Genomic DNA, 26,021 nt, shown 5'->3' on the forward strand with positions numbered 1-26,021 from the left:
TGCGGCGTTTTCATCCCACCGTATGTTCTTACTCATCCTTTCAATCCTGTTTTTAGGCCTCTTCGCGGCCGTGCTCGGGCTCGTCTCCCAGCGGCGCAACGGCGAAGAACCCATCGTGAAAGCAGCGGGCGACTGCGCCAGCTGCGACGGCTCCGGCGACAAGTGCGAGCAGGTGTGCATGATGGAAGCGGCCACCCGCGAGGTGGAATACTTCGACGACGAGGAGCTCGATGCCTATCGCGGGCGGCCGTCTGACGGCTACACGGAGGAAGAGACCGGGCTGTTTGCCGAGGTGCTGGAGACGCTACGCCCCGAGGAGGTGAAGGCCTGGAACCGCAGTCTCATCCTGCGCGGCATCAACATGCCCGATGGCATCAAGGACGAATATGTGCAGCTGGCCGGCTGACGGCGGGGCAGGGGAGTGCGGCAATATGCAGCGCAACCGTGCCGGCGCATGCAATAATCGGGCCGCCGAGGAGTTATATTAACAATTGAGAATTGAACGACACCTACTTTTTCTGGCCGTGGCAGGCGTAGTCCTGGCATTGGCCGGCTGTTCCACCGAGAAGAATACGGCAAAGTCTCGGTGGTGGCACTCGTTCAATGCCCGATACAACACCTATTATAATGGTACGCTGGCCTACATAGACGGCTCGCTGGCCAAGGAAAACGGCAACCAGGATGACTACACAGAGCTCATCCCGCTCTACACCGTGGCCAACAAAAAGAGCCGCGAACTGGGCAAGAGCAGCTTTGACAAGGCCATCGAGAAGGCCGAGAAAGCCATCAAGCTGCACTCCATCAAGCGTCGGCCGGAGTGGAACAAGCAACGCCGCAAGACCGAGCGCGACCTGGAATGGCTCGGTCGCAAGGAGTACAATCCCTTTCTTTGGAAGGCCTGGATGCTCATGGGCCGCTCGCAATTTTTCAAGGGCGACTTCGACGGCGCCTCCTCCACTTTCAGCTACATGAGCCGACTCTACGAGACGCAACCCGCCATTTATGGCCGGGCAAGGGCTTGGCTGGCCAAGGCTTACATCGAGAACGGGTTCCTCTACGATGCCGAAGACGTGATTCGCAACATGGAACGCGACTCCATTCACTGGCGCGCACAGAAAGAATGGGACTATACCTATGCCGACTATTACATCCATACGGGCGACTATGCCCGGGCCATCCCCTATCTGCGCAAGGTCATCAGGCACGAGATGCGCCGGCGGCAGAAGGCGCGCGAGTGCTATCTGCTGGGCCAGTTGGAGGCGGCGTTGGGCCACGACGAACAGGCCTACCGCGCCTTTCAGCGCGTCATTCGGCTGAACCCGCCCTACCAGTTGGAGTTCAACGCCCGCATTGCGCAGACCGAGGTGATGGCCGGACGGCAGGCCCGCAAGATGGTGGGCAAGCTGAAACGCATGGCTGCTTCGGACAACAACAAGGACTATCTGGACCAGGTGTACTATGCCATCGGCAACATCTATCTGGCCCAGGGCGACACCGCCCAGGCCATATCCAACTACGAGAGGGGCAACACCAAGGCCACGCGCGGCGGCATAGAGAAAGGTGTGCTGCTGTTGCGGTTGGGCGACCTCTACTGGACGCAGGAGAAATATGCCGATGCCCAGCGCTGCTACGGCGAGGCCATCGGTCTGCTCGACAAGGAGCGGCCCGACTACGGGCAGCTTTCCCACCGATCAAAGGTGCTCGACGAGCTGGTGCCCTACACCGAGGCTGTGCACCTGCAAGACTCGCTGCAGTCGCTGGCCCGCATGGACGAGAAAGACCGCAACGCCGCCATCGACCGCACCATCGAGGCTCTGAAGAAGAAGGAAAGGGAGGAACGCAACAAGCTGGCCGAGCAGGAGGTGCAGCAAGTGCAGCAGCGCAATGGTGGCATGGGCGGCATGAGCCGTACGCCCAACCGTCCCGTCGTGGGTGGACAACAGGGTGGCGGCTGGTATTTCTACAACCAGCTGGCCGTGCAGCAGGGCAAGCAGCAGTTCCAGAGACTGTGGGGCAAGCGCGAGAACGTGGACAACTGGCAGCGCAACAACAAGACCGTGGTGGCCGGGCTGGGCTTTGACGACGGGGCGGCCGCCATGACCGACGCGCAGCGCGACTCCATGCTGCAGGCACAGGCCGTGCAGGACTCGCTGGCGCAGGTGCAGGACACCGCACGGAACAACCCTCACAAACGCGAATACTACCTGGCCCAGATTCCCTTCACCGAGGAGCAGCGGCAGGCCAGCAACCTCATCATCATGGACGGACTGTTCAACAGCGCAGTCATCTTCAAGGACAAGCTCGACAACCTGCCGCTCAGCGAGAAAGCCTTTGCGCGACTCACCGCCCAGTATCCCGACTACGAAAAGATGGACGAGGCCTGTTACCACCTCTTCCTGCTCTATGCTCGCCAGGGCCGGATGGACCGGGCCAACGGCTACGTGGACTCGCTGCGGGCGCGCTGGCCAGAGAGCCAGTGGACGCAGATTCTCACCGACCCCTATTTCGTGCAGAATGCGCGCGAGGGCGTTCATGTCGAAGATTCGCTCTATGCGGCCACCTATGCGGCCTTCAAGGCCGACCGCCTGGCCGAGGTGGCGGCCAATACCGGGCTCTCCGAGACGCGTTTTCCCTTGGGGGCCAACCGCGACAAATTCCTCTTCATCGGCGGGTTGAGCAAACTCAACAACGGGCAGGGCGAAGCCTGTGTGGCCGACATGAAGACGCTCGTGGAGAAATATCCGCAGAGCGAGCTGGCCGAAATGGCCGGCATGATAGTCAATGGAGTGAAGCAGGGACGGCGGCTGCATGGCGGCAAGTTCGACCTGGGCAACGTGTGGCAGCGGCGCAGCGTGGTGCTGGCCGACAGCGACTCGCTGCAGGCCCGGCGGCTGAGCAACGAGCGCAATGCCAACTTTGTGTTCATGCTCGTCTATCAGCCCGACTCCCTGAACCAGAACAAGCTGCTCTTTGAACTGGCCCGTTACAACTTCGCCAGCTATCTCGTTCGCAACTTCGACATCAGTGTCGAGGAGGCCGACGGCGTGGATCGCATGGTGGTTTCCGGCTTCCGCAACTATGACGAGGCCCTGCAATATGCCCACCGGCTGCTGGCTCAGGAGAGTGTGGTGCGGCAGATGGGCAAGGCGCGCCCCGTCATCATCAGCGAAGAAAACCTGCCCCTGCTCGGTACCAACTTCAGCTACGACGAGTACAGCAGGTTCTACAACAAGCATTTTGCTCCGCTGAAGATCTCCACTTTCCATCTGCTCACCGAGCCGGCCGAGGTCGTCACGCAGCCTACGCCCGAGACCGCGCAGCCCGTCACCGAGCGCGACATCGACGAATACCTGAACACCACCACCGTGGTGGCCCCTGACGAGCCCGCGGTGCCGGCCGAAACAGAGATTCCCATGGAGGAAGAGGCCCGGCCGCAGGCTGCCGGAACCACCATTCTCCCGCCCGATGAGCCGGCCCGGCAGCCGGCCGGGACGACCGTGGTGCCGGTGGAACAGTCTGTGCCCCCGGTGGCCAAGCCCGTGGCGCCCGAGCCCAGGCAGGCCGTTCCGGCTGCAAAGCCCGCGGTGCCCGCCGCTAAACCTGCTGTTCCTGCTGCCAAACCTGTGGTCTCCACGCCCACGCCCGCAGCGAAAGAACCGGCCTCAGTGCCTGTGCCCGCCGTGAAGCGTGTGCAGCCCACGTTGAGCAATGGAGCCGACGTGATACTGGACGACGACGAGCCGTCGCCCGCACCCGTCACGACAACCGGCACCACCGTGCCGCAGACACCTGCAACCCAGGTGCCCGCAGGGGCCAAGCCCCAGTCTTCCGGGCGTGTTCCTGCCCCTGCAAACCGCCAGCCGGCGGGCAAGACTCCGGCCGCCAAGCCCGATGCACCGCAGCCGAAGACCGAGACACCCAAGGAAACTAGGAAGGAGAACAAGACCTTCGACCTGGAAGATGAGTATTATGACTTAGAAGGATTCTAAAGATGAACAACGGATTTGTATTGTGGGTAGATGACGAAATCGAGCTGTTGAAGGCTCACATCATCTTCCTAGAGAAGAAAGGATACGAAGTTGTCACCGTGAACAATGGGGCCGACGCCATCGAGGAGTGCCGCCAGCACACGTTCGACCTGGTTATGCTCGACGAGATGATGCCGGGACTCTCCGGCCTGGAGACGCTGCAACGCATCAAGGAAATACAGCCGCAGACCCCCGTGGTGATGGTGACCAAGAGCGAGGAAGAGAACATCATGGACCAAGCCATCGGTTCCAAGATAGCCGATTACCTCATCAAACCCGTGAATCCCAGCCAGATTCTCCTCACGCTGAAGAAGAACATCCACAGCAAGGAGATAGTGACCGAGGTGATGCAGAGCAGCTATCAGCAGGAGTATCAGCAGCTGGCTATGCGGATTGCCGGTTGCAAGGACTACAAAGACTGGATGGAAGTGTACCGCCGTCTGGTGCACTGGGAGGTGGAACTCAGTGCTGCCGACAGCCAGATGACCGAGATGTTGCAGATGCAGAAAGAGGAAGCCAACCTGGGATTTGCCAAGTATGTGCGCAACAACTACATGGCTTGGGTGGATCCGGAACAGGCCGCGCCCCTCCGGGCCGGCGGCTCCCGTCCGCTCATGAGCCCCGACATCTTCAAGGAGCGCATCTTTCCGGCACTCGGTCAGGGCGACAAGGTGTTTCTCATCGTCATAGACAACTTCCGCTGGGACCAGTGGCGCGTCCTGGCTCAAGAGATTGGAGACCAGTTCGACATTGAGGAAGAGATGTACATGAGCATCCTGCCCACGGCTACGCAATACGCCCGCAATGCCATCTTCAGCGGGCTCATGCCCAGCAAGATAGCCCGGATGTTTCCCGACCTGTGGGTCGATGAGGACGAGGAGGAGGGCAAGAACCTGAACGAGGAGCCGCTGATTCGCACCCAAATAGAACGCTATCGCCGTCACGAACGGTTCAGTTATCACAAGATCAACGACTCCGTCGGGGGCGATCGGCTGCTTCAACAGTACAACGGACTCCGTGGCAATGACCTGAACGTGGTCGTCATCAACTTCATCGATATGCTCTCTCATGCCCGCACCGAATCGAAAATGGTGCGCGAACTGGCCAACAACGAGAGCGCTTATCGCAGCATCACGTTGAGCTGGTTCCGCCATTCGGTGCTGGCCGAGCTGTTCAGGCGGCTGTCGCAAAGCGACTATAAGGTCATCCTCACCACCGACCACGGCTCCATCCGGGCCTCCAAGCCCATCAAGATCATTGGCGACCGCAACACCAATACCAACCTGCGCTACAAGCTCGGCAAGAACTTGAGCTACAATCCCAAGGAGGTGTTTGTGGTCAAGGACCCGGCCAAGGCGCAGCTGCCATCGCCCAATGTGAGCACGAGCTACGTGTTTGCCACTGGCGATGCGTTCTTTGCCTACCCCAACAACTACAACTATTATGTGTCCTATTACAAGGACACGTTCCAGCATGGCGGCATTTCGATGGAGGAGATGATGGTGCCGCTGGTGACGCTGAAGCCGCGGCGACGCTGACCGCACACGGAATCCTGTGCTGTGGACGGCCGTTGCCGCAGGGGTGTTGCGGCGGCATGGAAAAAGGATGAGGAGGGATTGGCGGCCTAAGCCCGCTTGCTCCAAAGGTTGACGCCCACGGAGAGGGCGACATACCACGCAATAATCACGGCAAAGGCCGAGATTTGAAAAATGGCCAGTAGCGGGAGGCAGGAGAGCAGGAACACGTATTTCACCTCATTGCCCCGCCAGCCCCAGTGCTTGAACTTGAGGGCAAACATGGGAATCTCGGCCACAAGCAGCCAGCAACTCACCAGCATGAGTGCCAACAAGGCCACCGACATCCAGGGCGAACTCTCCAGCACCTCGTGACCACCTACGATGAGCGACCCCCAGAACAGGGCGTTGGCCGGGGTGGGCAGACCGATGAAACCCATGGACTGACGCTCGTCCAGATTGAACTTGGCCAGGCGCAGGGCCGAGAAAGCAGCCATGATGTAGGCCGCGAATGCCACGTAGTCGGACACCGGCTGCAGGAACGAGGGGTAGTCCATCACGAGCAATTGCGAAAAGAGAATGGTGGAGGGAGCCACGCCGAAAGTCACGTCGTCGGCCAGAGAATCGAGTTCTTTGCCGATGGGCGACGACACATGGAGCAGACGTGCGCTCATGCCGTCGAAGAAATCAAATACGGCACCAATGACGATCCACAGGAGGGCCAGCGTGGGCTCATGGAAAAAGGCGAAACAAGTAGCGATGCAACCCGAGACGAGGTTGCAGCAGGTGATGGTGTTGGGAATGTGTTTCTTGATGCTCATGGCAGTTGCCTTGAAAGTTGCAGTCGCTATTTCAGCTTGGCAATGATGGTCTGGTCGCCCGTGGTCTTCTGCCCCATCTTGACGCATACCTCAGTGCCAATGGGCAGAAAGACATCCACCCGCGAGCCCAGCTTGATGAAGCCCAGGTGCTCATCGATGTAGCAGTCCTCGCCTTCCTTGGCATAAGTGACGATGCGGCGGGCCATGGCACCAGCAATCTGGCGGCAGAGGATGTCCTCGCCGTCGTCGGTGGTTATCATGATGTCGGCGCGCTCGTTCTCCTCGCTGGCCTTGGGCAGCCATGCTTTGTGGTAGTTGCCGTCCTGGTGGCGCACGAATTTCACCTTGCCGTCTACGGGGAACCAGTTGGCATGCACGTTGAACAGGCTCATGAAAATGCTAATCATCAGCCGGCGGTCGTGGAAATATTCGTTCTCCTCGACCTCCTCGATCACCACCACGCGCCCGTCGGCGGGGGCCACGACCAGCTTGTCGGTATCCTCCACATTGAGGTATCGGATGGGACATTGATAGAAGTTGACGACGATGGCATAGGCTGTGCCGAAGACGACGGCAAAGGCCCAGAAAGGCCATTTGGTGTCGAATGCGTACCATAGACCGGCAGCTATGACGATAAAAGAAAGAAGTCCGTAGAGCAATGTGTCTGTGCCCTCACGGTGTATACGGATTTTTTTAAGTTTCTTTATTCTTTTGCCCATGCTGAAAAATAGGGTATGCTCAATCTGTTGCAAAGGTAAAGGTTTTTTGTTTAAACCGCAAATTTTTCGCATGCTTCTTTTGGCCATATCGGTTTTTAGCGGTAACTTTACCGCTCCAAAACGCTCAGAGAATGGAAGATTTTGTGCATTTGCACGTACATACGCACTATTCGATACTCGATGGACAGTCTAAAGTGCCCTACTTGGTGGACAAAGCCGTTAACGACGGCATGCGCGGCATGGCCATTACGGACCATGGCGTGATGTATGGCATCAAGGAATTTTCGGACTATTGCGCCTCGGTGAACAAGAGGCGCAAGGCTGAAGGGCTGGAGCCGTTCAAGCCCGTCTTCGGGTGCGAGATGTATGTGGCCCACCGTCGCAAGGAAGACAAGGACAAAAACGCCGGCGACAACTCCGGCTACCACCTTATCGTTTTGGCCAAAAACTATCGCGGTTACAAGAACTTGATTAAGTTGGTGAGCCGCTCGTGGGTGGACGGCTACTATTACCGACCCCGTACCGACCGCGAGGATCTGGAGCGTTATCACGAGGGTTTGATAGTGTGCTCGGCGTGTATTGCCGGCGAAGTGCCTTCCAAGATCCTTAAAGGCGATATTGCCGGAGCGCGCGAGGCCTGCGAGTGGTACCATCGTGTGTTTGGCGACGACTACTATTTGGAGCTGCAGCGTCATGAGGTGAAAGACCCGTCGCTGCGTGCCAACCGGGAGGTGTTCCCCTTGCAGCAGAAAGCCAACAAGGTGCTCATTGAGTTTGCCCGTGAGTATGGCATCAAGCTCATGTGTTCCAACGACTGCCACTTTGAAGACCAGGACACGGCCGAGGCCCACGACCACCTGCTCTGTCTCTCGACGGGCAAGGACCTTGACGACCCCTCACGACTGGTCTATACCAAACAGGAGTGGTTCAAGACGCGTGCAGAGATGAACGAGGTGTTCGGCGACATGCCCGAAGTCATGGCCAACACGCTGGAAATACTCGACAAGGTGGAGACCTACAGCATCGACCACGGCCCCATCATGCCTTTCTTTCCCATTCCCGAGAGCTTTGGCACGGAGGAGGAGTGGCGCCGCCGCTTCTCGGAGCAAGACCTCTATCATGAGTTCACCACCGACGAGAACGGCGAGCACCCGCTGCCTGAGGCCGAGGCCCAGGGCGTGATAGACCGACTCGGCGGCTACGATAGGATATACCGCATCAAGTTTGAGGCCGACTATCTGGCCAAGCTGGCCTACGACGGTGCACGCAAGTGTTATGGTGACCCCCTGCCCGAGAATGTGCGGGAACACATCAATTTTGAACTCCACGTGATGAAGACGATGGGTTTCCCGGGGTACTTCCTCATTGTGCAGGACTTTATCAATGCCGCGCGCAACGAGCTCGACGTGTGGGTGGGACCGGGCCGCGGCTCGGCCGCCGGCTCGGTGGTGGCCTACTGTCTGGGTATCACGAGGATTGATCCGCTCAAGTATGACCTGCTGTTCGAGCGTTTTCTGAACCCTGATCGCGTGAACCTGCCGGATATAGACACCGACTTTGACGACGACGGGCGCGGTCGTGTGCTGCGCTGGGTGATGGACAAGTATGGTGAAGAAAACTGTGCTCACATCATCACTTACGGCAGTATGGCCACCAAGAACTCCATTGCCGATGTGGCACGTGTGGAGCGGCTGCCGCTGGACAGGGCCAACTTCCTGAAGAAAGCCATCCCCGACAGGTTGCCCGATGGCAAAAAGATGAACCTGTCCAATGCCATTGCCTATACGCCCGAGCTGCGCGAGGCCGAGGCTTCGGCCGATTCACGCGAACGTAACACCATCAAATATGCCAAGCAATTGGAGGGAACGGTGCGCGGTACGGGCATCCATGCCTGTGGTTTCATCATCTGCCGCAACCCTATCAGCGACTGGGTACCGGTGTCTACGGCCGACGACCCCGACTTCCCGGAGCTGAAGTGTGCCGTGACCCAGTACGACGGACACGTGATTGAGACCACCGGACTTATCAAGATGGACTTTCTCGGGCTCAAGACATTGTCGGAGCTCAAGGAGGCCTGCAAGGTAATCCGCAAGACCACGGGCGATGTCATCGACATCGAGCATATCCCCATCGACGACGAGCTCACCTATCAGCTCTACCAACGGGGCCAGACTGTCGGCACCTTTCAGTTTGAGTCGCCGGGCATGCAGAAGTATCTTCGCGAGCTGCACCCCACGGTGTTCGAGGATCTGATAGCCATGAACGCCCTCTACCGACCGGGCCCCATGGACTATATTCCCGACTTCATCAGGCGCAAGAACGATCCCACACTGGTGACCTATGATATTCCCTGCATGGAGAAATATCTGAAAGACACCTATGGCATCACCGTTTATCAAGAGCAGGTGATGCTGCTCTCACGTCAGCTGGCCAACTTCACCCGAGGAGAGAGTGACGCCCTGCGTAAGGCCATGGGCAAGAAGAAGAAGGCCATCGTTGATGCCATGAAGCCCAAATTCCTGAAACAAGGCGAGGCCAACGGTCACGACCCCAAGATTCTGGAAAAGATATGGAGCGACTGGGAGAAGTTTGCTTCCTATGCCTTCAACAAGTCGCATGCCACGTGCTACTCTTGGGTGGCTTACCAAACGGCTTATCTTAAGGCCCACTATCCGGCTGAATACATGGCCGCTCTGATGACGCGCCGTTTCTCGGTGATTACGGAAATTACCAAGCTCATGGAGGAATGCAAAGCCATGCACATACCTACACTGGGGCCCGACGTGAACGAGAGCTATGTGGAGTTTGGTGTGAACAAGAAAGGAGAGATACGCTTTGGGCTCTCGGCCATCAAGGGCATGGGAGCGGCCGCCGCCGAAGCCATCGTGCGCGAACGCGAAGCCAATGGACCCTACAAGGATATTTACGATTTTGCCGAGCGGGTGAATCTGAAAGATGTGAACCGCAAGGCTTTCGAGAGTCTGGTCTTCAGCGGTGGCTTCGACTGTTTCGGGTTGATGCGCGAACAGTATATGGCTCCCAACCTGCGCGGGGAAGTGTTCCTTGACAGTCTGGTGCGCTTTGGGCAGCAATACCAGCAGGACAAGGCCGAGGCCGCCAATTCGCTCTTTGGCGGTATGGTGTCGGACATTCCTGTAGCTATGCCCCAGCCGGGGCAGGCCGAGCCTTGGAGCAGCATTGAGAAGCTGGGGCGCGAGCGTGACTTGGTGGGCATTTATCTGTCGGCACATCCGCTGGACGAGTTTGCCCTTATACTCAACAACCTGTGCAACACTTCTTGTCCAGAGGCTGGCAGCCGTGAGAACTATGAGGCCTTGTCGGCCCGTCAAGAGATTACTTTCGGCGGTATTGTGACCAATGTGAACCAGCGGTTCAACAAACGTGGCGAGCCTTTTGGTATCGTTACGGTAGAAGACTTTCATGGGCCGGGCGAGTTGGCGCTCTTCGGTGAAGAATGGGGTCGCTGGGGCAGCAGGCTGATCGAAGGTAGCTCGGTGTTTATTACAGCCAAGTGCGGCAAACGCTTTGCCAACAGCCAGAGCTACAGCATGACTATCCAGAACATCGAATATTTGCAAACCGTGAAAGACGACCGCATCGAGCGGTTCACCATCAATGTGAAGAGCAAGACCATTGACGAGACCGTGGTGAACGACATTCTCTCGATGGTGGGCGGCAGTGTGGGCAAGACCAGTCTCTACTTCAACATCAACGATGAGGAGAACAATACCAACGTGTTGCTCCATGCCCGCAACCGACAGATAGAGGTGGGAAAGAAGCTCGTGGAGTATGTGGAGGAACATGAGAACATGAGCTATACTGTGAATTAAGTACTGCGCAGGACGAACGCAAAAATTAAAATATACTATTTAAGCATGCAAATCAAGATTGAATCTTTGGAGCATATCCGCGAAGCAGCACGTGAGTTTGTCAATCAGATGGGCGAGGGTACGGTCTTTGCTTTCTATGGAAAGATGGGTGCCGGCAAGACGACCTTTATCAAAGCAGTGTGCGAGGAGCTTGGGGTGGAGGATGTCATTACGTCGCCGACGTTTGCCATTGTCAACGAATATCGTTCGGCGACTACCGATGAATTGATCTATCATTTCGACTTCTACCGCATCAAGAAGCTGGAGGAGGTGTATGATATGGGCTACGAGGACTATTTCTACAGTGGTACCCTGTGCTTCCTGGAGTGGCCGGAGCTTATAGAAGACATTCTGCCGGGCGATGCCGTTAAGGTGACCATCACGACTGACGAGGATGGCAGTCGGGTGGTGGAGTTCTGATATGGGCTGTCCGCTATGTAGCTGTGGGGCATCTTTGGCACAAAGTTTGTTCGGCAGAAACCAATTGCTTACATTTACAATACATAAAGTTTATTCAAAAAAGGAATACAAATGGAAGTTGAAATCACAACCGAGAATTTCGAGAGTTATAAGAACGGTGAGTTGCCTTTGGTCGTGGATCTGTGGGCTACGTGGTGTGGTCCATGCCGCATGGTGAGTCCCATTATGAGCGAACTGGCCGTAGAATACGACGGCAAGCTCGTCGTGGGTAAGTGTAACGTGGAAGACAACGACGACATCGCCATGGAGTTTGGCGTGCGTAACATTCCCACCGTGCTCTTCTTTAAGGGTGGCCAGCTGGTCGACAAGTTTGTCGGTGCCGCTGCCAAGGACAAGTATCAGGAGAAGTTTGACGCTCTGTTGAAGTGATGGCATAGAGTCCCATTGACCCTAACGACAGGGCCCCATCCAATATGGATGGAGCCCTGTCGTGTTTTTTGTGCAATGTAATGCCTATCAACGTGCGGTATGGTATTAGCTGCGCACGATGTGACATAGTAAAAACAGCTGGAAATACTATAGGTAGAAGCGCCGATTTTTTGTAGGGAACTTTGTTCTTTCGCTGAAATATAGTAAATTCGCGAAAAATATTCGACGTATGAAACTCCTTGGATGTATGGCTGCAATAGCCATCTTGTTGATGCCGGCCAGACTGTATGCACAGACGGCATATCAAGCACCACTGCAATATGCAGTGAGATATGTGCAGGAACATGTGCTGTTGCAGCGCGACTCAGACTTCACGGTAGTGGATGCAGATATAGAGTGGCCTGAGGTAATGGAATATCGTCAGCCCATGGCCCTGCGTCATGCCATTGTGGATCGGCTGTTAGGTGGGCAAGGAAGCACCTTGGATTCGGCCTATGCGGCCTACAAAGCACAGTTTGGCCAGCCGGTGATAGGGCAATTGCCCTTTCTGCCGGCCGACGATCGGTTTTGCGATGTGACGTTGCAGGCACGCATCAAGTCGTATGAACTGGGAAGATGGATCTGTTATATGTTGATGTTGAGTCAGGAGCCCCAGCGGAGTTCTCCTGTGAAAGCCGTGCGGGCCACGGCCTATATTGTTTACGACATGGTGCAGGATCGGGTACTGAATGCCGAAGACTTGATTCGACGGGGCACCATACAATCTGGAAATGTGTACCAGGAGTTTTTCGACACACTCTATACACCGCTGTCGGACGAGCTTTATGCCCGGTTGCTTCATGCGTCTATAGACGGAGTGTGGCTGGAGCAGCGGCCTCGCCGGGTGGGATTTCATGTGGATTGCCAGACGGAGGGGCAGCAGTTGGGCTACGAGGTGTCCATGGCCTATGACGGGGTGCGTTATTTAATGACTAAGGAATGTCGTCGGCTGATGGAGAAGAAAGCGCAAGGCCAACCTGCACCAGCATTTGTGAGTCCCGCTTCAACCTGGCAGGGTGATACTATATATAATAAGGTAGATGAGGCTCCCCAGTTCTGTGGAGGACAGGATGCGCTGAAACAATATCTTGGCCATGTGGACAGGCCTGCCGGCTCTGAGCCGGGCCGTGTGCTGGTCTCTTTTGTAGTAGGCAAGGATGGACGTGTGCATGACCCCACGGTAGTGGTCCCGTTTACTCCTGAACTCGACCGCCATGCGATTGCTCTGGTCAAGGGTATGCCACCGTTTATGCCAGGGATGCACCATGGAATGCCTGTGTGTGTGCGCATGTACCTGCCTGTCAGTTATCGTTAGAAGGGGCTTGACTAAAGTTCTTTAAAATTTACAATCTAAACTTTTTCTATAAGTATGAGCCCAACTTTTTACTTTCTTGATGTACTTGCTATTGTGAGTTTGATGTGTCAAAAAGAAAGTTGTGGCTTGAATTTCCTGCTGGTTGAAAATGTTGTATTTTACACTTTGATAGTTTTAATGTCTTTCGGATGAAAGTTTTAAATTTAATCAGCAGACTTGATAACGGTTGTTTTTGGTCGAAAAATAATGATAAAATAGTGTTAAAGAAAAGCGTGCGATTTGTTTTTTTTGCATACCTTTGCAGCAGAAGAAACCAAATAACTAAAAACAAGAAACGTCATGATAAAGCAATTCGTACTTATCTCAGCCATGATGCTTATGACCGTTGCCAGCTTCGGCCGCAAGCATGTCAGCGAAGCCGCTACTGTGGTGGCAGACACTATCTATTATGCAGCCGACCGTACCAATGTGGGACACGCCAGCCAAGCAGCCTATTATCGCTTGTTGATGACGCAGGGTGTCGGCATGAACAAGGAAGATGTGTTTATAGATTACTACATGAATGGCACTCTGAAGGCAGAAGGTGGTTACAGCTTCGTGGATTTGGGAAACGATGCCAATACCATTCTGAACGGTGATGTGACAACCTACTACGTGAATGGAAAGGAAAAGTTACACGGCAAGTATGTCAATGGCAAGCGTGAGGGATACTTCACGTTGCAGATGCGCGATGGTAGTGTGGCAGTGGTGATGTACAAGAACGGCAGTTCAAGGTATGACTATTTCATGCTGACCCACCAGGACGGAAGACAGGAAAAGCGTCCGCTCAATGAAATAAGCTCTCTCTTACAATAATAATACGTAATACTACTAAACAAAAGCCGAAGCCCCCATTCGTGAGAATGGGGGCTTCTTCGTTGGTGCAACAGGTGGCGGAGAGCTATTTTTTAATGAACGTTAGGCTTTTGGGGAGCTTCACCCATTTGCGGTTGCGTGCAATCTTGAGGGTGCTACCCTCCTCTTGCTTCAACACAAACGTGGTGTCGTTTTGCCGCATGAGCATGGCTGTGAGGTCTTCGCTGCCATAGTCGTTGATGAGTTGTATTTCGGCAATATTGGCACTTTTGATGGTGGCTTTGGTGAAGAGCCATTTGCGTGCATCCTGCTTGTCGCCGAAGAATCCGGGCAGTGGCCCGTAGATTTCCTGGTTGGGCACGATGACGTTGGCATGGTATAGGTCAAGCTGCATGTAGACATCGAACTCCTTATTATACAGAGTGCCCCTGAAAGTGGTGGAGTCGGGGAGGGCTTTTTGCCGCTGGGCCAAGGCCGCCGTACACAAGAGCAGGCTAAGGAATAATGGCAATGCTTTTTTCATATCCGATAACTTATTGATTGATGCAAAGTTAATGGTTTAAATCAATTAAGCCATAGTTTTTACAAAAATATAGTAACGAAAGTTGGGCTTTTCTTATTTTTATAGTACCTTTGTGGCCATAGAATGGTTTGATATGGCAAAAGACAGATTGTTTCCCGACTATATTTTTGAGTCAAGTTGGGAAGTTTGCAATAAGGTTGGCGGTATCTATGCCGTGCTGTCCACTCGAGCGAAGACATTGCAGGACAGAATACGAGACCACCTTATTTTTATAGGCCCCGACTGTTGGAAAGACAACGACTGTCCCTATTTCTCTGAAGATGTACAGCTCTTCCCCGACTGGCAGCACCAGGCGGAGGCGGAAGGACTGCGGGTGCGTGTAGGTCGTTGGACGGTGCCAGGCGAGCCAGTGGCAGTTCTGGTGGACTTTACACCTTTTTATGCGGAGAAAGATGAAATCTACACCCAATGTTGGAACGACTTTCAGGTGGACAGTCTGCATGGTTATGGCGATTATGACGAAGCCTCCATGTTCTCGTATGCCGCAGCCCGAGTGACAGAGAGTTTTTATCGGTTCTACCTTGATGCTTCGCAAAAGGTGATTTATCATGGCAACGAGTGGATGACGGGCCTGGGGCTGCTCTATATCAACAAGCACTTGCCCGAAGTAGCAACTATCTTTACCACCCATGCCACGAGCATTGGGCGCAGCATTGCTGGAAACAACAAGCCGCTCTATGACTACCTATTTGCCTACAACGGTGACCAAATGGCCGCTGAACTGAACATGCAGAGCAAGCACTCTGTAGAGAAGCAGACGGCCCACCATGTGGACTGCTTCACTACCGTGAGCAACATTACGGCCCGCGAGTGTGCAGAATTGCTGGACAAACCGGTGGATGTGGTGTTGCCCAACGGCTTTGAAAACAACTTCGTGCCCAAGGGCGCATCGTTTACCGCCAAGCGCATGAAGGCGCGTCGCCGATTGCTTGACGTGGCCAATGCCTTGCTGGGTACCCAATTGGGAGACGATACGCTCATAGTGTCGACCAGTGGCCGATATGAATTCCGCAACAAAGGCGTAGACGTTTACATCGAGGCTATGAACCGGTTGCTGCGTGACCACGACCTGAAGAAGAATGTGTTGGCCTTTATCGAGGTGCCCGGCTGGGTAGGCGAACCGCGCAAGGACTTGCAGGAGCGACTGGCTTCGGGGAAGACTTTCGATATGCCGCTGGAGGTGCCCGAGGTGACTCACTGGCTCAACAATATGAGTCACGACCAAGTGTTGGGCATGCTCAAGTTCCTCGATATGCACAATCGTCCGGAAGATCGGGTGAAGCTCATCTTCCTGCCCAGCTATCTTACGGGCGAAGACGGCATCATCAACATGCCATATTACGATTTGATACTGGGCAACGACCTCTGCATCTATCCCTCCTATTATGAACCATGGGGCTACACACCGCTGGAATCCATTGCTTTCAAGGTGCCTTGCATCACTACAGACCTGGCTGGTTTCGGGTTGTGGGTCAACACCGAATTGGGACATGACGGCGAGATAGAGGATGGCGTGAAAGTGATTCACCGTACCGACTACAACTACTCGGAGGTGGCCGATGCCATCAAAGACACGGTTGCCCATTATTCCAACCTGACCGACCGCCAGGTGAAAGAGGCACGCAGCCATGCCGACCGGCTGTCGAAACGTGCGCTCTGGAGCGAGTTCATCAAGTATTACGAGCAGGCCTACGACGTGGCCCTGCGCAAGGCCGAAGGCCGAAAAGCAATTCATTATAATTAAATAAACAAGTAGTTATGAAAATTAAAGCAGATTATGCGAATGCTCCTCAATGGAAGGAGCTGACAATTAAGTCGCGTCTTCCCGAGCAGCTGCAGTGTCTGGACGAATTGGCTCACAACATGTGGTGGGCTTGGAACTATCAGGCCCGTAACTTGTTCAAGAGTCTCGACGAGAAACTCTATGAGGAGGTGGGGCACAACCCTGTGCTGCTTTTGGAGCGTCTGGGTTACGACCGCAAGGAAGCCGTGGTGAAAGACAAGGCCCTCATGAAGAAAGTGAAGGACGTGTATGCCAGCTTCCGCGCCTATATGGACGAGAAACCCGACAGCAAACGTCCCTCTGTGGCCTACTTCTCGATGGAGTACGGCCTGAACCAAGTGCTTAAGATTTACTCGGGTGGCTTGGGCATGCTTGCCGGCGACTATCTGAAAGAGGCTTCCGACTCCAATGTCGATCTCTGTGCTGTGGGCTTCCTGTATCGCTATGGCTACTTCACGCAGACCCTCTCGATGGATGGTCAGCAGATAGCACAGTACGATGCTCAGAACTTCAACTCGCTGCCCATCGAGCGTGTGCTTGATGAGAATGGCAGCCAAGTGGTTGTTGACGTGCCCTATATGAACTATCAGGTGCATGCCCTCGTGTGGTGTGCCAACGTGGGGCGCATCAAGCTCTACCTGCTTGATACCGACAACGAGATGAATTCCGAATACGACAAGCCCATCACACACTCGCTCTATGGCGGCGACTGGGAGAATCGTCTAAAGCAGGAGATTCTGCTCGGTATCGGCGGAATACTCACGTTGAAGAAGCTGGGCATTGAGAAACAGGTGTACCATTGCAACGAGGGCCATGCCGCACTCTGCAATCTGCAGCGTTTGTGCGACTATATTGACAGTGGCCTCAACTTCAACCAGTCGTTGGAGCTGGTGCGGGCTTCTTCGCTCTATACGGTTCATACGCCCGTGCCCGCCGGCCACGACTACTTCGACGAGGCTCTCTTCGGCAAGTACATGGGTGGCTATCCCGCCAAGCTGGGCATCAGCTGGGACGAATTTATCGGCATGGGCCGTCAGAATCCGGATGATCACGGCGAACGCTTCTGTATGAGCATTTTCGCCTGCAACACTTGTCAGGAGGTGAACGGTGTGAGCAAGCTGCACGGATGGGTGAGCCAGAAGATGTTTGCTCCTATTTGGAATGGCTACTATCCCGAGGAAAACCATGTGGGCTATGTAACCAACGGTGTGCACTTCCCCACATGGACGGCAACCGAGTGGCGTAAGCTCTACGACAAGTTCTTCGATCCCAACTTCATGCACGACCAGAGCAACGAGAACATTTGGCATGCCATCTATGACGTGGCCGATGAAGAGATCTGGAAGACGCGCCTCACGTTGAAGAAGAAACTTGTAGACTATATTCGCGAGAAGTTCACACAGACGTGGCTTCGCAATCAGGGCGACCCTGCCCGCGTGATGTCACTGCTCGAGCGCATCAATCCCAATGCACTGATGATTGGTTTCTGCCGTCGCTTTGCCACCTATAAGCGTGCCCATCTGCTCTTCACCGATTTGGATCGTCTGAACAAGATAGTGAACGATCCCGAACATCCCGTCCTGTTCTTCTTCTCGGGCAAGGCCCATCCCGCCGATGGCGCTGGCCAAGGCCTTATCAAGAAGATTTATGAGATTAGCCAGCGTCCCGAGTTCTTGGGCAAGATCATCTTCCTTGAGGACTACGATATGCAGCTGGCCCGCCGCCTTGTGTCGGGTGTGGACATCTGGATGAACACGCCGACCCGTCCGCTCGAGGCCTCCGGAACGTCTGGCGAAAAGGCCGAGATGAACGGTGTGGTGAATCTCTCCGTGCTTGACGGCTGGTGGGTGGAAGGCTATCGTAAGGATGCCGGCTGGGCTCTGCCCGAGGAGCGCACTTACGAGAACCAAGCTTACCAGGACCGTCTGGATGCCGCCACCATCTACTCGCTGCTCGAGAGTGAGATCATCCCGCTTTATTACGCTAAGAACAAGAAAGGCTACAGCGAGAACTGGATTAAGGTCATCAAGAACTCCATCGCCACGATAGCTCCTCATTATACGATGAAGCGTCAGCTTGACGACTACTATGACAAGTTCTATATCCGCGAGGCAGAGCGTTCGGCCCTGCTGAAAGCCAACGACAACCGCCTGGCCAAGGAGATTGCCCAGTGGAAAGAAACCGTGGTTGAGCGTTGGGACAGCATACACGTGGTGAGCAAGGAGACCAGTGTGCTCGACAATGGGGGCGAGACCGGCGTAAACTATACCATGCGCTATGTCATCGACGAGCAGGGGCTTGACGATGCTGTTGGGCTGGAGCTTGTGGTGCTGAAGCCCGAAACCGATCCGTCCGACCGCAAGATTTATGGTGTCCATGAGTTCAAGATGGTGGGACACGAAGGCAACCACTACACCTTTGAGCTCAATGTGGAGCCCGACGAGGCCGGCTCTTTCCGCAGTTGCGTCCGCATGTTCCCGAAGAACGACAAGCTGCCTCACCGTCAAGACTTCTGCTATGTGAAGTGGCTTGACTAAGATTCTTCCTTGTCCTGCATGTTGTGGTGGGACGAGAGCTTCATACCAAGTGAGGGTGCATCGACGGTTCGTCTGTCGATGCACCCTTTGTGTTTGGGCGTTCTCTTTGCGGAAGAGTCATTCCCATGGATTTTAGTGGGACAGTAAGCCGGTTCAAGGTGAACAGTCCGAGGAATACCCGGCGGACTTCTTCGCGTGGACGGTGAAATAAAGACGGTGCAAAGGCACAGCGACAACACGTTTATCGCGGGACCTTTGCACCGTAAACGTGTGGCGTTTGCGCCGTCGTCGCATCGCCGTTACGGCGTCATCGCGGATGCCCGATGGGCTCCACGCGCTGCATCGGTGCGCGCCCTTTTGAACTGCTGCTTCGCCTGAATGCCAATTATCTGTGGCCGGCGATGTGGAATGCGCGCTTTAATGAAGACTCCCCGCTCAATCCAAGGTTGGCAGACGAATATGGCATTGTGATGGGTACAAGTCATCATGAACCAATGATGCGGGCGCACAAGGAATACGTGAATCGCAAGGACTCTATAGGGGCGTGGAACTACGAAACTTGATTGACCCAAATCTCTAATGGGTGGTTTGGGTCAGACTTGATGCGAAGCCATTTGGCTTTCCAAGGGGTTGGAAGCCGTTGCCGGAAGCATTTTTAGGCTTTCCAAGGGGTTGGAAGCGTTGCCGGAAGCATTTTTTTGCTTTCCAAGGGGTTGGAAGCGTTGCCGGAAGCTTTTTTTAGGCTTTCCAAGGGGTTGGAAGCGTTGCCGGAAGCATTTTTTTGCTTTCCAAGGGGTTGTGGAAACGTTGCCGGAGGCATTTTTTGCTTTCCAAGGGGTTGGAAGCACTGCCAGCAGCATTTCGATGCAAAAGTAGAGGATATTTCAGATATGCAATTTAGCTAAACGTCCAAATCGGTTTAGCAAAAAGCTCGATGCTTGTTTCGTTGTGAATGGTAAGTATTCCCCCAAGATTTGTCATGTCAACTGGTAAGGCCTTGAGAATGACGCGTTGGGGTTCTGTATTCCGATGGCAGCACGCCGAACATCTTCTTGAAATTGGCGGCGAAAGCTTTGTGGGTGTTATAGCCCACACGGTCGGCTATTTCGCCGATGGGCATGTTGGTGTCGCTGAGCAGTTGGGCGGCACGTTTCAGGCGCACGTCGCGGATGAAGTCGGCGGGCGAGATGCCCAGCATGTTACGCAGCTTGGTGTACAGGGCCGAGCGGCTCATGAAAACGTCTTGCGCCAATTGGTCCACGCCGTAGTCTGCATTGGAGAGATGTCCCTCTATGGCTTTCACCATGCGTTCGGCCAGGGCCTCCTCTTCATGGTTCACTCCTATTTTTTGAGGATCAATGCTGGTGTTTTCGGCAAATTGATGGCGGGCTTCCTCGCGCAGTTCAAAGAGTTGGTTCACGCGCCGGTCGTTTTCGCGCTCCAGCTTCCGACGCTTGCGCTTGAGGTATAGCCTCATCAGCGTCAAAAGACTTGTAAGTGCCATGAGTCCGTAGATGAGTTTTGCCCACCAGGTGAGCCACCATGGCGGGAGGATGGTCACCTGCTGTCGGGTCAGCTCGCCCCACGTACTGTCGTCGATGGCTGCCTGCACTTCGAATGTGTAGGCTCCGGGCGGCAGAGCGCGGTATTCCACCTCGCACAAGCCGCCGTCGGCATACGTACAATATTGCCAGCTCTTCTCCAAGCCAGCCAGGCGATAACGGTAGCGGGTGTGCGAGGGTGCAGCATAGTTGAGGGCGGAGAACTGGAAAGCGAGATTGTTTTGATCGTATGCAAAGGACATTCCATGTGTCAGTCTCTCTAACAACTGCGGATCGCCATCTATACTGACGGCAGTGATAACGACAGCCAATGGTTTCGTTTTTGCGGATTCAAGCCATTGCGGACGGAATGCTACGGCACCAGAAGCACTATAAACGAATACGAGACGGCCGTCGGGGGCGAGCATGGCGGCGCGTTCCATCATGTTGACGGCGGGGATGCCGTCTTCGGGGCCATAGTTGATGACGCTTGGCGTAATGCGGGAGATGCCGCACGAGGTTCCTGCCCACACATGTCCGTTGGCATCGAATATCAGGCTTCTGATGCAATGGTTGGCTAGTCCTTCCATCCGTTCACAAGTGCGCCCGTTCCCATCCACGGTTGCTTGATGATGGGGAAAGTTCTCTTTTTCTATCTTGAACAGTCCGTTCTGCGTTCCTACCCACAGCCTGTTCTTGTTGTCGCGCACCATGCAGTTGTACTTGTCGCTGTATCGCTCTATCTCTTTTGCCCTGGGGAATGCGGCCAGCGTGTCCGCTTGCGTGTCAAGAAGAAAGCTGCCGTTCTGCGTGTAGACCGCCACCCACTTGCCGTCTATCGGACAGGCACCTACGAAATGCCGGAAACGCTTCAGTGCCGGAAGACGGTTGTTGAGCGACACGAACGCATGGCGTTCAGGGTGAAAATATCCCAATACGCACAGGGAGTCGCATAGCAGGAAACGATGTGAAAGTTCTGTGATGAAAGTCGTGCGGTTGTATGGCAGCGAAGCCACATTGGTTTTGTCATAGTGCTTCTTGGTGCCATTTGCTTCGTATTCCAGCCCGTTGGCCTTGCAGTGCCAGATGCGTCCTTGGCTGTCGATGGTGCTTCGGGCCCTGTCGATCAAAGGATGCTCACCCCTTATCAGCTTTGCATGCTGTCGTTTTGGCGATGTGTAGCGGATGCCGTTCTGCATGGTTCCTTCCCACATTCCCCCCTGCCGGTCGGTTACCGTCAACGACGAGGGGACAAAGTTCTTGAGCAATGCTTTCGACATTCTCTTTTTCATATCGTAACGGAACGACCTTGTGCGGGCATCGAAGAGATAGACTCGGTAGAAGTCGCGCAGCCACAGCAGTGAGTCGCCCTGCCATTGCTGTCCGTAGCCCAAAGAGAAAAGAGGCAGGTGATACGCTCGGCCGTAGTCGCATGGTACCGTTAGGAATCCTCTGCCATTGGAGAGGCAGAACACTCCCTCGCAGTTCACCAGCATTTGGCCGTTGGGCAGTTCCACGATTTGATGCACCTCTCCCGTGGGTAGTCCGTCGGCCACGGTCCACTGCCTTTCAAAGGCACGGGCAATCAACAGGCATGACATCCACGACATCCACAGGGTCAGGAGCAAGAATCTCTTCGACATAGGCGTATTGTCTTCTCGGTTTTAGGCATCAAAGTTACAAAAAATATACCGGCAATAATCTTTTCCATTTAAAAACGATGGTTAAAAGCATCCAAAACGATGGGCATAAACGTGCAAAATGAGGGGGAAACATAGGTGCCTATCGGATTTGGACGATGGGGAAAAAGGAAAATAAAGCGAAATGCGTATTTTTGCAACAGAAACGGAAACCTAAAACAAAATGACAAAAAGAAGAAAAATGCTGGCTATTGTGCTGATGCTGCTTGTTTGGACAGGCATTGCGAACGCACAGGAAGAAAATCTGAGAATGCAGTTCAACTTCGAGAATGTATCGGGTCAGAGCGTCACCGACCCAGTGTCGGGCGTGACGGCCAAGCTCATGGGTGAGGCCAAAGTGGTGGAGATGGGTCGCCGCCACGTACTCGACTTGGGAAGCGGTACGGGCTATCTCGACATGACCAAGAATGCAGGTGAGGTTGTGAGAAACCTTACCGACTTTACCGTGTCGGTCTATTATCGTGTGGATGCGAAAGCATCGCTCTCGGGTGCGGGCTATTTCCTGTGGTGTTTCTCGCAGTCGGCAGCCAACACGCAGACGGCCTCGCCCTATATGGCCTATCGATTGAATGCCCAGCGCATGGCCACATCGACAGGCGGCTGGGGTGCTGAGACCGGCATACAGACGGGAAGCGAGTCGTCCAAAGGCCGTTGGATGCACATGCTTTACCGGCAAAGCGGCCGGCATGGCGAGTTGTTTGTCGATGGCAAACGCGTGGGACAGGCATCCAACATGCCCGTACTGAAGAATGCGCTGACCGCCGTGCCGGCCTATAACTGGATAGGCCGTCCGCCGTTCGCATCGGACAGCTACCTGAAGCAGACGCTTGTCAGCGACTTTCGGGTCTACGACACCGCGCTCGGCGACGGGCAAGTGGCAGCGCTTGCCGCCGTGGCTGCGGAGATGGAAGAGGAATACAAATACGGCATGCCGGGCGACTTCACCCTGCTGCGGCAGACGGTTGGGGAATGCAAGACTTTCCTCACATCGGCAGCCACAGGCTATGCACCCAATGCCCTTGCCGAATTGCAGGATGCTGTCAGCATTGCCGAAAGGGAAATCCAGTCGGGCCGTGCCTCACAGACGCTACTCGACGAATATGTGGCTTCGCTCCAGTCTGCGCTCGGCAAGGCCAAGGCTACGCAGGGCTATGCGCCCAAGCAGGTCTTCGAGAGGACAGAAAATCATGGATTCATCCACCCCGGTGGCATCGTCTCGCAGACAGACATCGACCGGGCCAAGCAATTACTGGCCAACGGCGACACACGCATCAAGAAAGCATGGGACATTCTCTGTGCCAATGGATATGCGCAGGCAGACGTGGCTACATGGCCCACGGAGACGGTTGTGCGTGGCGGGCGCAGTGGACAAAACTACATGAACTGTGCCCGTGGGGCAGCTATGGCCTACCAGAACGCCCTGCGCTGGAAGATTGGCGGAACAAAAGCCAATGCCGATGCCGCCGTGCGCATCATGATGCAGTGGGCCAGGGTGTGCAAAGGGCTGGGTGGCGATACTAATGTCTCTCTGGCCGCTGGCATCTATGGCCATGAGTGGGCCAACGCTGCCGAGCTGATGCGCGACTACGACGGCTGGAGCAGAGAGGATTTCGAGGAGTTCAAACGGTGGATAGTCAGGGTGTTCTATAATCCCGCCATCGACTTTCTGCGTCGTCGTCACGACACGTGGCTCAACGCCCGCTACTCGAATCTCGGCGCGCGCCCCGGCCACTACTGGAGCAACTGGGGACTTTGCAATGCGCTCTGCGTGATGAACATTGGCATTCTGTGCGACGACGTGCACATGTACAACCAGGGTGTCTCGTTCTATAAGTACGACCACGTGGGCAACTATAAGGATCGGTCGAAGAATACGGTCATCCTGAACGACGGCTGCAACGAGTTCATAGGCAATCTTGTGCCTGTGGTGCAGTCCGACACGCGCGGCCCCTTGGGTTTCCTCGGACAGATGCAGGAGAGCGGCCGCGACCAGGGACATGCCTTGATGGCACTCGGTCTGGCCCTCGACATCTGTACCGTGGGACTCAATCAGGGCGATGATCTCTTTGCCTATATGAACGACCGTATCGCTGCCGGCACAGAGTTTGTGGCTGCCATGAATTTCGGTGGCGTAGCCGCCAACTCGTTGCCGTGGATCAACTACAACTATGCCGACTGCCGGGGCACGATGGGTGCAGGATGGCAGCAGACAGGGCCCAACACTGGTGGGCAGGGCGAGTTCCGCCCCTATTGGGACCGCGCCATCGGCTATTACGAGGGGCTGCGTGGCGTCAAGCTGCAGTATGCCGAGCAGGCCAGTGCCAAGGTCTGCCCCGACGGCGGCGGGGGTAACTACAGCCAGAACTCGGGCGGTTTCGATGCCCTCGGCTTTTCCACCCTCACCAGCTGGCGACCCACCGTCACGACAGAAGAGGCCATCACCCCCCTGTCGGGTGATATAATATATAAAGGTGTGACCTACACCAACCAGACCAACCTTGGCGGGTTGGGATACAAGTACGAGGTGTGTCCCTCGAGGGCCATCCCCGCCGACGGCAGCGAAGTCACGCTCGTCCCGCAGCTGCCCGACGGTGCCGAGGACAGCGGCCGCTGGCTCTGGAACACGGGCGAAACCACGCGCAACATCACTGTGAAGGCCGACCGTAGCTACATCTACCGCGTCAGCTACACTGCTGCGAACGGGGCCGTCAGCCATCAGGCCTTTGCCATTGCGGTCAGCGGTGATGCCGCCCCCGACGTGATGACGGAGGAGGTAACCGTTGGTGGCATCATAGAGCGCACGACAGAAAAGACCGTGCTCGAGGGTACCCCTGTCATTCTCTATGCTGGCCCTGCAACAGGTTGGACCAACGACTTTCTGTGGGACAACGGCACCAAGGAAAGTGTGGTCATCATTCCCGCGTTAATGGAAAGCCGCACCTATACCTGTCAGTATGCCAACCAGAGCGGAGCCGTCAGTGAGAGCCGTTTCGTGCTGAACGTTGTGCCGGCCCAGCAGACGGTCAATGGCAAGCTCGCCAATGAGGCCACCTTGCTGCCTGGCAGCCGGGCCGAGCTGAAGCTGGTTGTTCCTTCGTTTGCCAATACGGCCGACATCACGTGGGATAACGGTACGACGGGGGCAACCTGCGTGGTGCCCAGTCTGATGGAGGATACCCAGGACACGGCCACTTACCAAGGCGTCGCCTACAGTTTCATGCTCCATGTCATGGGTGGCGGAGCCTATCCTGTGGATGCCACCTCGCTTATTGTCAACCCTGACTTTGCTACCGTCGACGGCACGGGCTGGACCATAGCCGGCACGTGGGGCAACCAGCGCTTCAACGGTGCCGTGGAGGTGTGGCACTCTGTCAACTTCGACTTCTCGCAGACCATCGCGGGATTGCCCGATGGCGAGTACACCGTCAGTTGCCAGCTTGTCAATGGCGAGGGGCCCAACACTGGCTGCCTCTATGCCAGCTGCGGCAACGAGACGAAGACGGCCGTCGTCAGGCAGAGCTGTTCCGGCTCCGATTTCGACACCCAGCGCGACAAGATGGCTGCCCATGCTGACTACGCCAGTCTCTCAGTCACGCTCAATGTCAGCGGCGGTACGCTCACCATCGGCGTCAAGGAGCCGTCAAGCGGCAATACTTGGTTGGTATGGGACAACTTCACCCTTGCTTACAAGCATCCGGAGGTCAATGGCATTAGGGAAAGTGCAATTGTAGAGAAAACGAGCAATGGATATGTTTACGACCTGCAAGGCAGAAAGATCCGTCTGCCCCAAAGGGGCCTGTATATCCGCAACGGCCGCAAATTCATTGTCAAATAGGGAACCAAACCA

At 55.3% G+C, this 26,021-nt stretch carries 15 protein-coding genes and 1 pseudogene; 12 read left to right on the forward strand and 4 right to left on the reverse strand.

Features of this window, described 5'->3' with window-relative positions:
• Nucleotides 1-22 precede the first annotated feature (22 nt).
• From L888_RS0101315 to porX, 3 genes are all read left to right on the forward strand, one after another.
• On the forward strand, nt 23-406 hold the full coding sequence (locus L888_RS0101315) for a hypothetical protein (RefSeq protein WP_027951566.1): 384 nt from the start codon (nt 23-25) through the stop codon (nt 404-406).
• Nucleotides 407-491: 85 nt separating this feature from the next.
• A complete protein-coding gene (gene porW / locus L888_RS0101320) occupies nt 492-3,989 on the forward strand; it encodes a type IX secretion system periplasmic lipoprotein PorW/SprE (RefSeq protein ID WP_027951567.1) in 3,498 nt (1,165 codons plus the stop codon).
• 2 nt (nt 3,990-3,991) lie between these two features.
• A complete protein-coding gene (porX, locus tag L888_RS0101325; RefSeq protein ID WP_027951568.1) occupies nt 3,992-5,566 on the forward strand; it encodes a T9SS response regulator signal transducer PorX in 1,575 nt (524 codons plus the stop codon).
• Between the two features lie 86 nt (nt 5,567-5,652).
• On the opposite strand, the gene L888_RS0101330 is transcribed toward porX, so the two are convergent.
• Together L888_RS0101330 and L888_RS0101335 are read right to left on the reverse strand one after the other, a co-directional pair.
• The gene (locus tag L888_RS0101330; protein ID WP_044248335.1) at nt 5,653-6,363 is read right to left on the reverse strand and encodes a CDP-alcohol phosphatidyltransferase family protein; all 711 of its coding nucleotides are present in this window, start codon (nt 6,361-6,363) and stop codon (nt 5,653-5,655) included.
• A 26-nt stretch (nt 6,364-6,389) separates the two neighbouring features.
• Nucleotides 6,390-7,082 carry a phosphatidylserine decarboxylase family protein gene (locus L888_RS0101335; RefSeq protein WP_005843852.1) on the reverse strand — a complete coding sequence of 231 codons (693 nt, stop codon included), beginning with the start codon at nt 7,080-7,082 and terminating at the stop codon, nt 6,390-6,392.
• Nucleotides 7,083-7,213: 131 nt separating this feature from the next.
• Here L888_RS0101335 and dnaE point away from each other — a divergent pair, with 131 nt between their 5' ends.
• From dnaE to L888_RS0101360, 5 genes are all read left to right on the forward strand, one after another.
• Nucleotides 7,214-10,933 carry a DNA polymerase III subunit alpha gene (gene dnaE / locus L888_RS0101340; protein WP_027951570.1) on the forward strand — a complete coding sequence of 1,240 codons (3,720 nt, stop codon included), beginning with the start codon at nt 7,214-7,216 and terminating at the stop codon, nt 10,931-10,933.
• Between the two features lie 45 nt (nt 10,934-10,978).
• Nucleotides 10,979-11,392: a tRNA (adenosine(37)-N6)-threonylcarbamoyltransferase complex ATPase subunit type 1 TsaE gene (gene tsaE, locus L888_RS0101345; RefSeq protein ID WP_027951571.1), complete on the forward strand. Its 414-nt coding sequence runs from the start codon at nt 10,979-10,981 to the stop codon at nt 11,390-11,392.
• A gap of 111 nt (nt 11,393-11,503) precedes the next feature.
• The gene (gene trxA / locus L888_RS0101350) at nt 11,504-11,821 is read left to right on the forward strand and encodes a thioredoxin (protein ID WP_005843846.1); all 318 of its coding nucleotides are present in this window, start codon (nt 11,504-11,506) and stop codon (nt 11,819-11,821) included.
• 229 nt (nt 11,822-12,050) lie between these two features.
• Nucleotides 12,051-13,175, forward strand: coding sequence for an energy transducer TonB (locus L888_RS0101355; protein ID WP_027951572.1), 1,125 nt, complete (start codon nt 12,051-12,053; stop codon nt 13,173-13,175).
• 339 nt (nt 13,176-13,514) lie between these two features.
• Nucleotides 13,515-14,030: a toxin-antitoxin system YwqK family antitoxin gene (locus L888_RS0101360; protein ID WP_005843843.1), complete on the forward strand. Its 516-nt coding sequence runs from the start codon at nt 13,515-13,517 to the stop codon at nt 14,028-14,030.
• An 85-nt stretch (nt 14,031-14,115) separates the two neighbouring features.
• Here L888_RS0101360 and L888_RS0101365 read toward each other — a convergent pair whose 3' ends face one another.
• Nucleotides 14,116-14,553: a hypothetical protein gene (locus tag L888_RS0101365; RefSeq protein ID WP_027951574.1), complete on the reverse strand. Its 438-nt coding sequence runs from the start codon at nt 14,551-14,553 to the stop codon at nt 14,116-14,118.
• Nucleotides 14,554-14,686: 133 nt separating this feature from the next.
• Between L888_RS0101365 and L888_RS0101370 the strand changes: the two genes are divergently transcribed.
• The 3 genes and pseudogenes from L888_RS0101370 to L888_RS0101380 all read left to right on the forward strand — a co-directional run.
• On the forward strand, nt 14,687-16,357 hold the full coding sequence (locus tag L888_RS0101370; RefSeq protein WP_005843841.1) for a glycogen/starch synthase: 1,671 nt from the start codon (nt 14,687-14,689) through the stop codon (nt 16,355-16,357).
• Between the two features lie 14 nt (nt 16,358-16,371).
• The gene (gene glgP, locus L888_RS0101375) at nt 16,372-18,933 is read left to right on the forward strand and encodes an alpha-glucan family phosphorylase (protein WP_005843840.1); all 2,562 of its coding nucleotides are present in this window, start codon (nt 16,372-16,374) and stop codon (nt 18,931-18,933) included.
• 356 nt (nt 18,934-19,289) lie between these two features.
• Nucleotides 19,290-19,487: pseudogene (locus L888_RS0101380) on the forward strand (glycosyl hydrolase 115 family protein); the annotation flags it as partial.
• A gap of 428 nt (nt 19,488-19,915) precedes the next feature.
• Here L888_RS0101380 and L888_RS0101385 read toward each other — a convergent pair.
• Nucleotides 19,916-22,117 (reverse strand): AraC family transcriptional regulator, encoded by a 2,202-nt coding sequence (locus L888_RS0101385; protein ID WP_027951576.1) that lies wholly within the window; start codon nt 22,115-22,117, stop codon nt 19,916-19,918.
• Nucleotides 22,118-22,337: 220 nt separating this feature from the next.
• Here L888_RS0101385 and L888_RS0101390 point away from each other — a divergent pair, with 220 nt between their 5' ends.
• Nucleotides 22,338-26,009 carry a LamG-like jellyroll fold domain-containing protein gene (locus L888_RS0101390; RefSeq protein ID WP_245594795.1) on the forward strand — a complete coding sequence of 1,224 codons (3,672 nt, stop codon included), beginning with the start codon at nt 22,338-22,340 and terminating at the stop codon, nt 26,007-26,009.
• Nucleotides 26,010-26,021 lie beyond the last annotated feature (12 nt).

Origin of the sequence: Hallella seregens ATCC 51272, assembly GCF_000518545.1 — a bacterium.
Taxonomy (GTDB): domain Bacteria; phylum Bacteroidota; class Bacteroidia; order Bacteroidales; family Bacteroidaceae; genus Prevotella; species Prevotella seregens.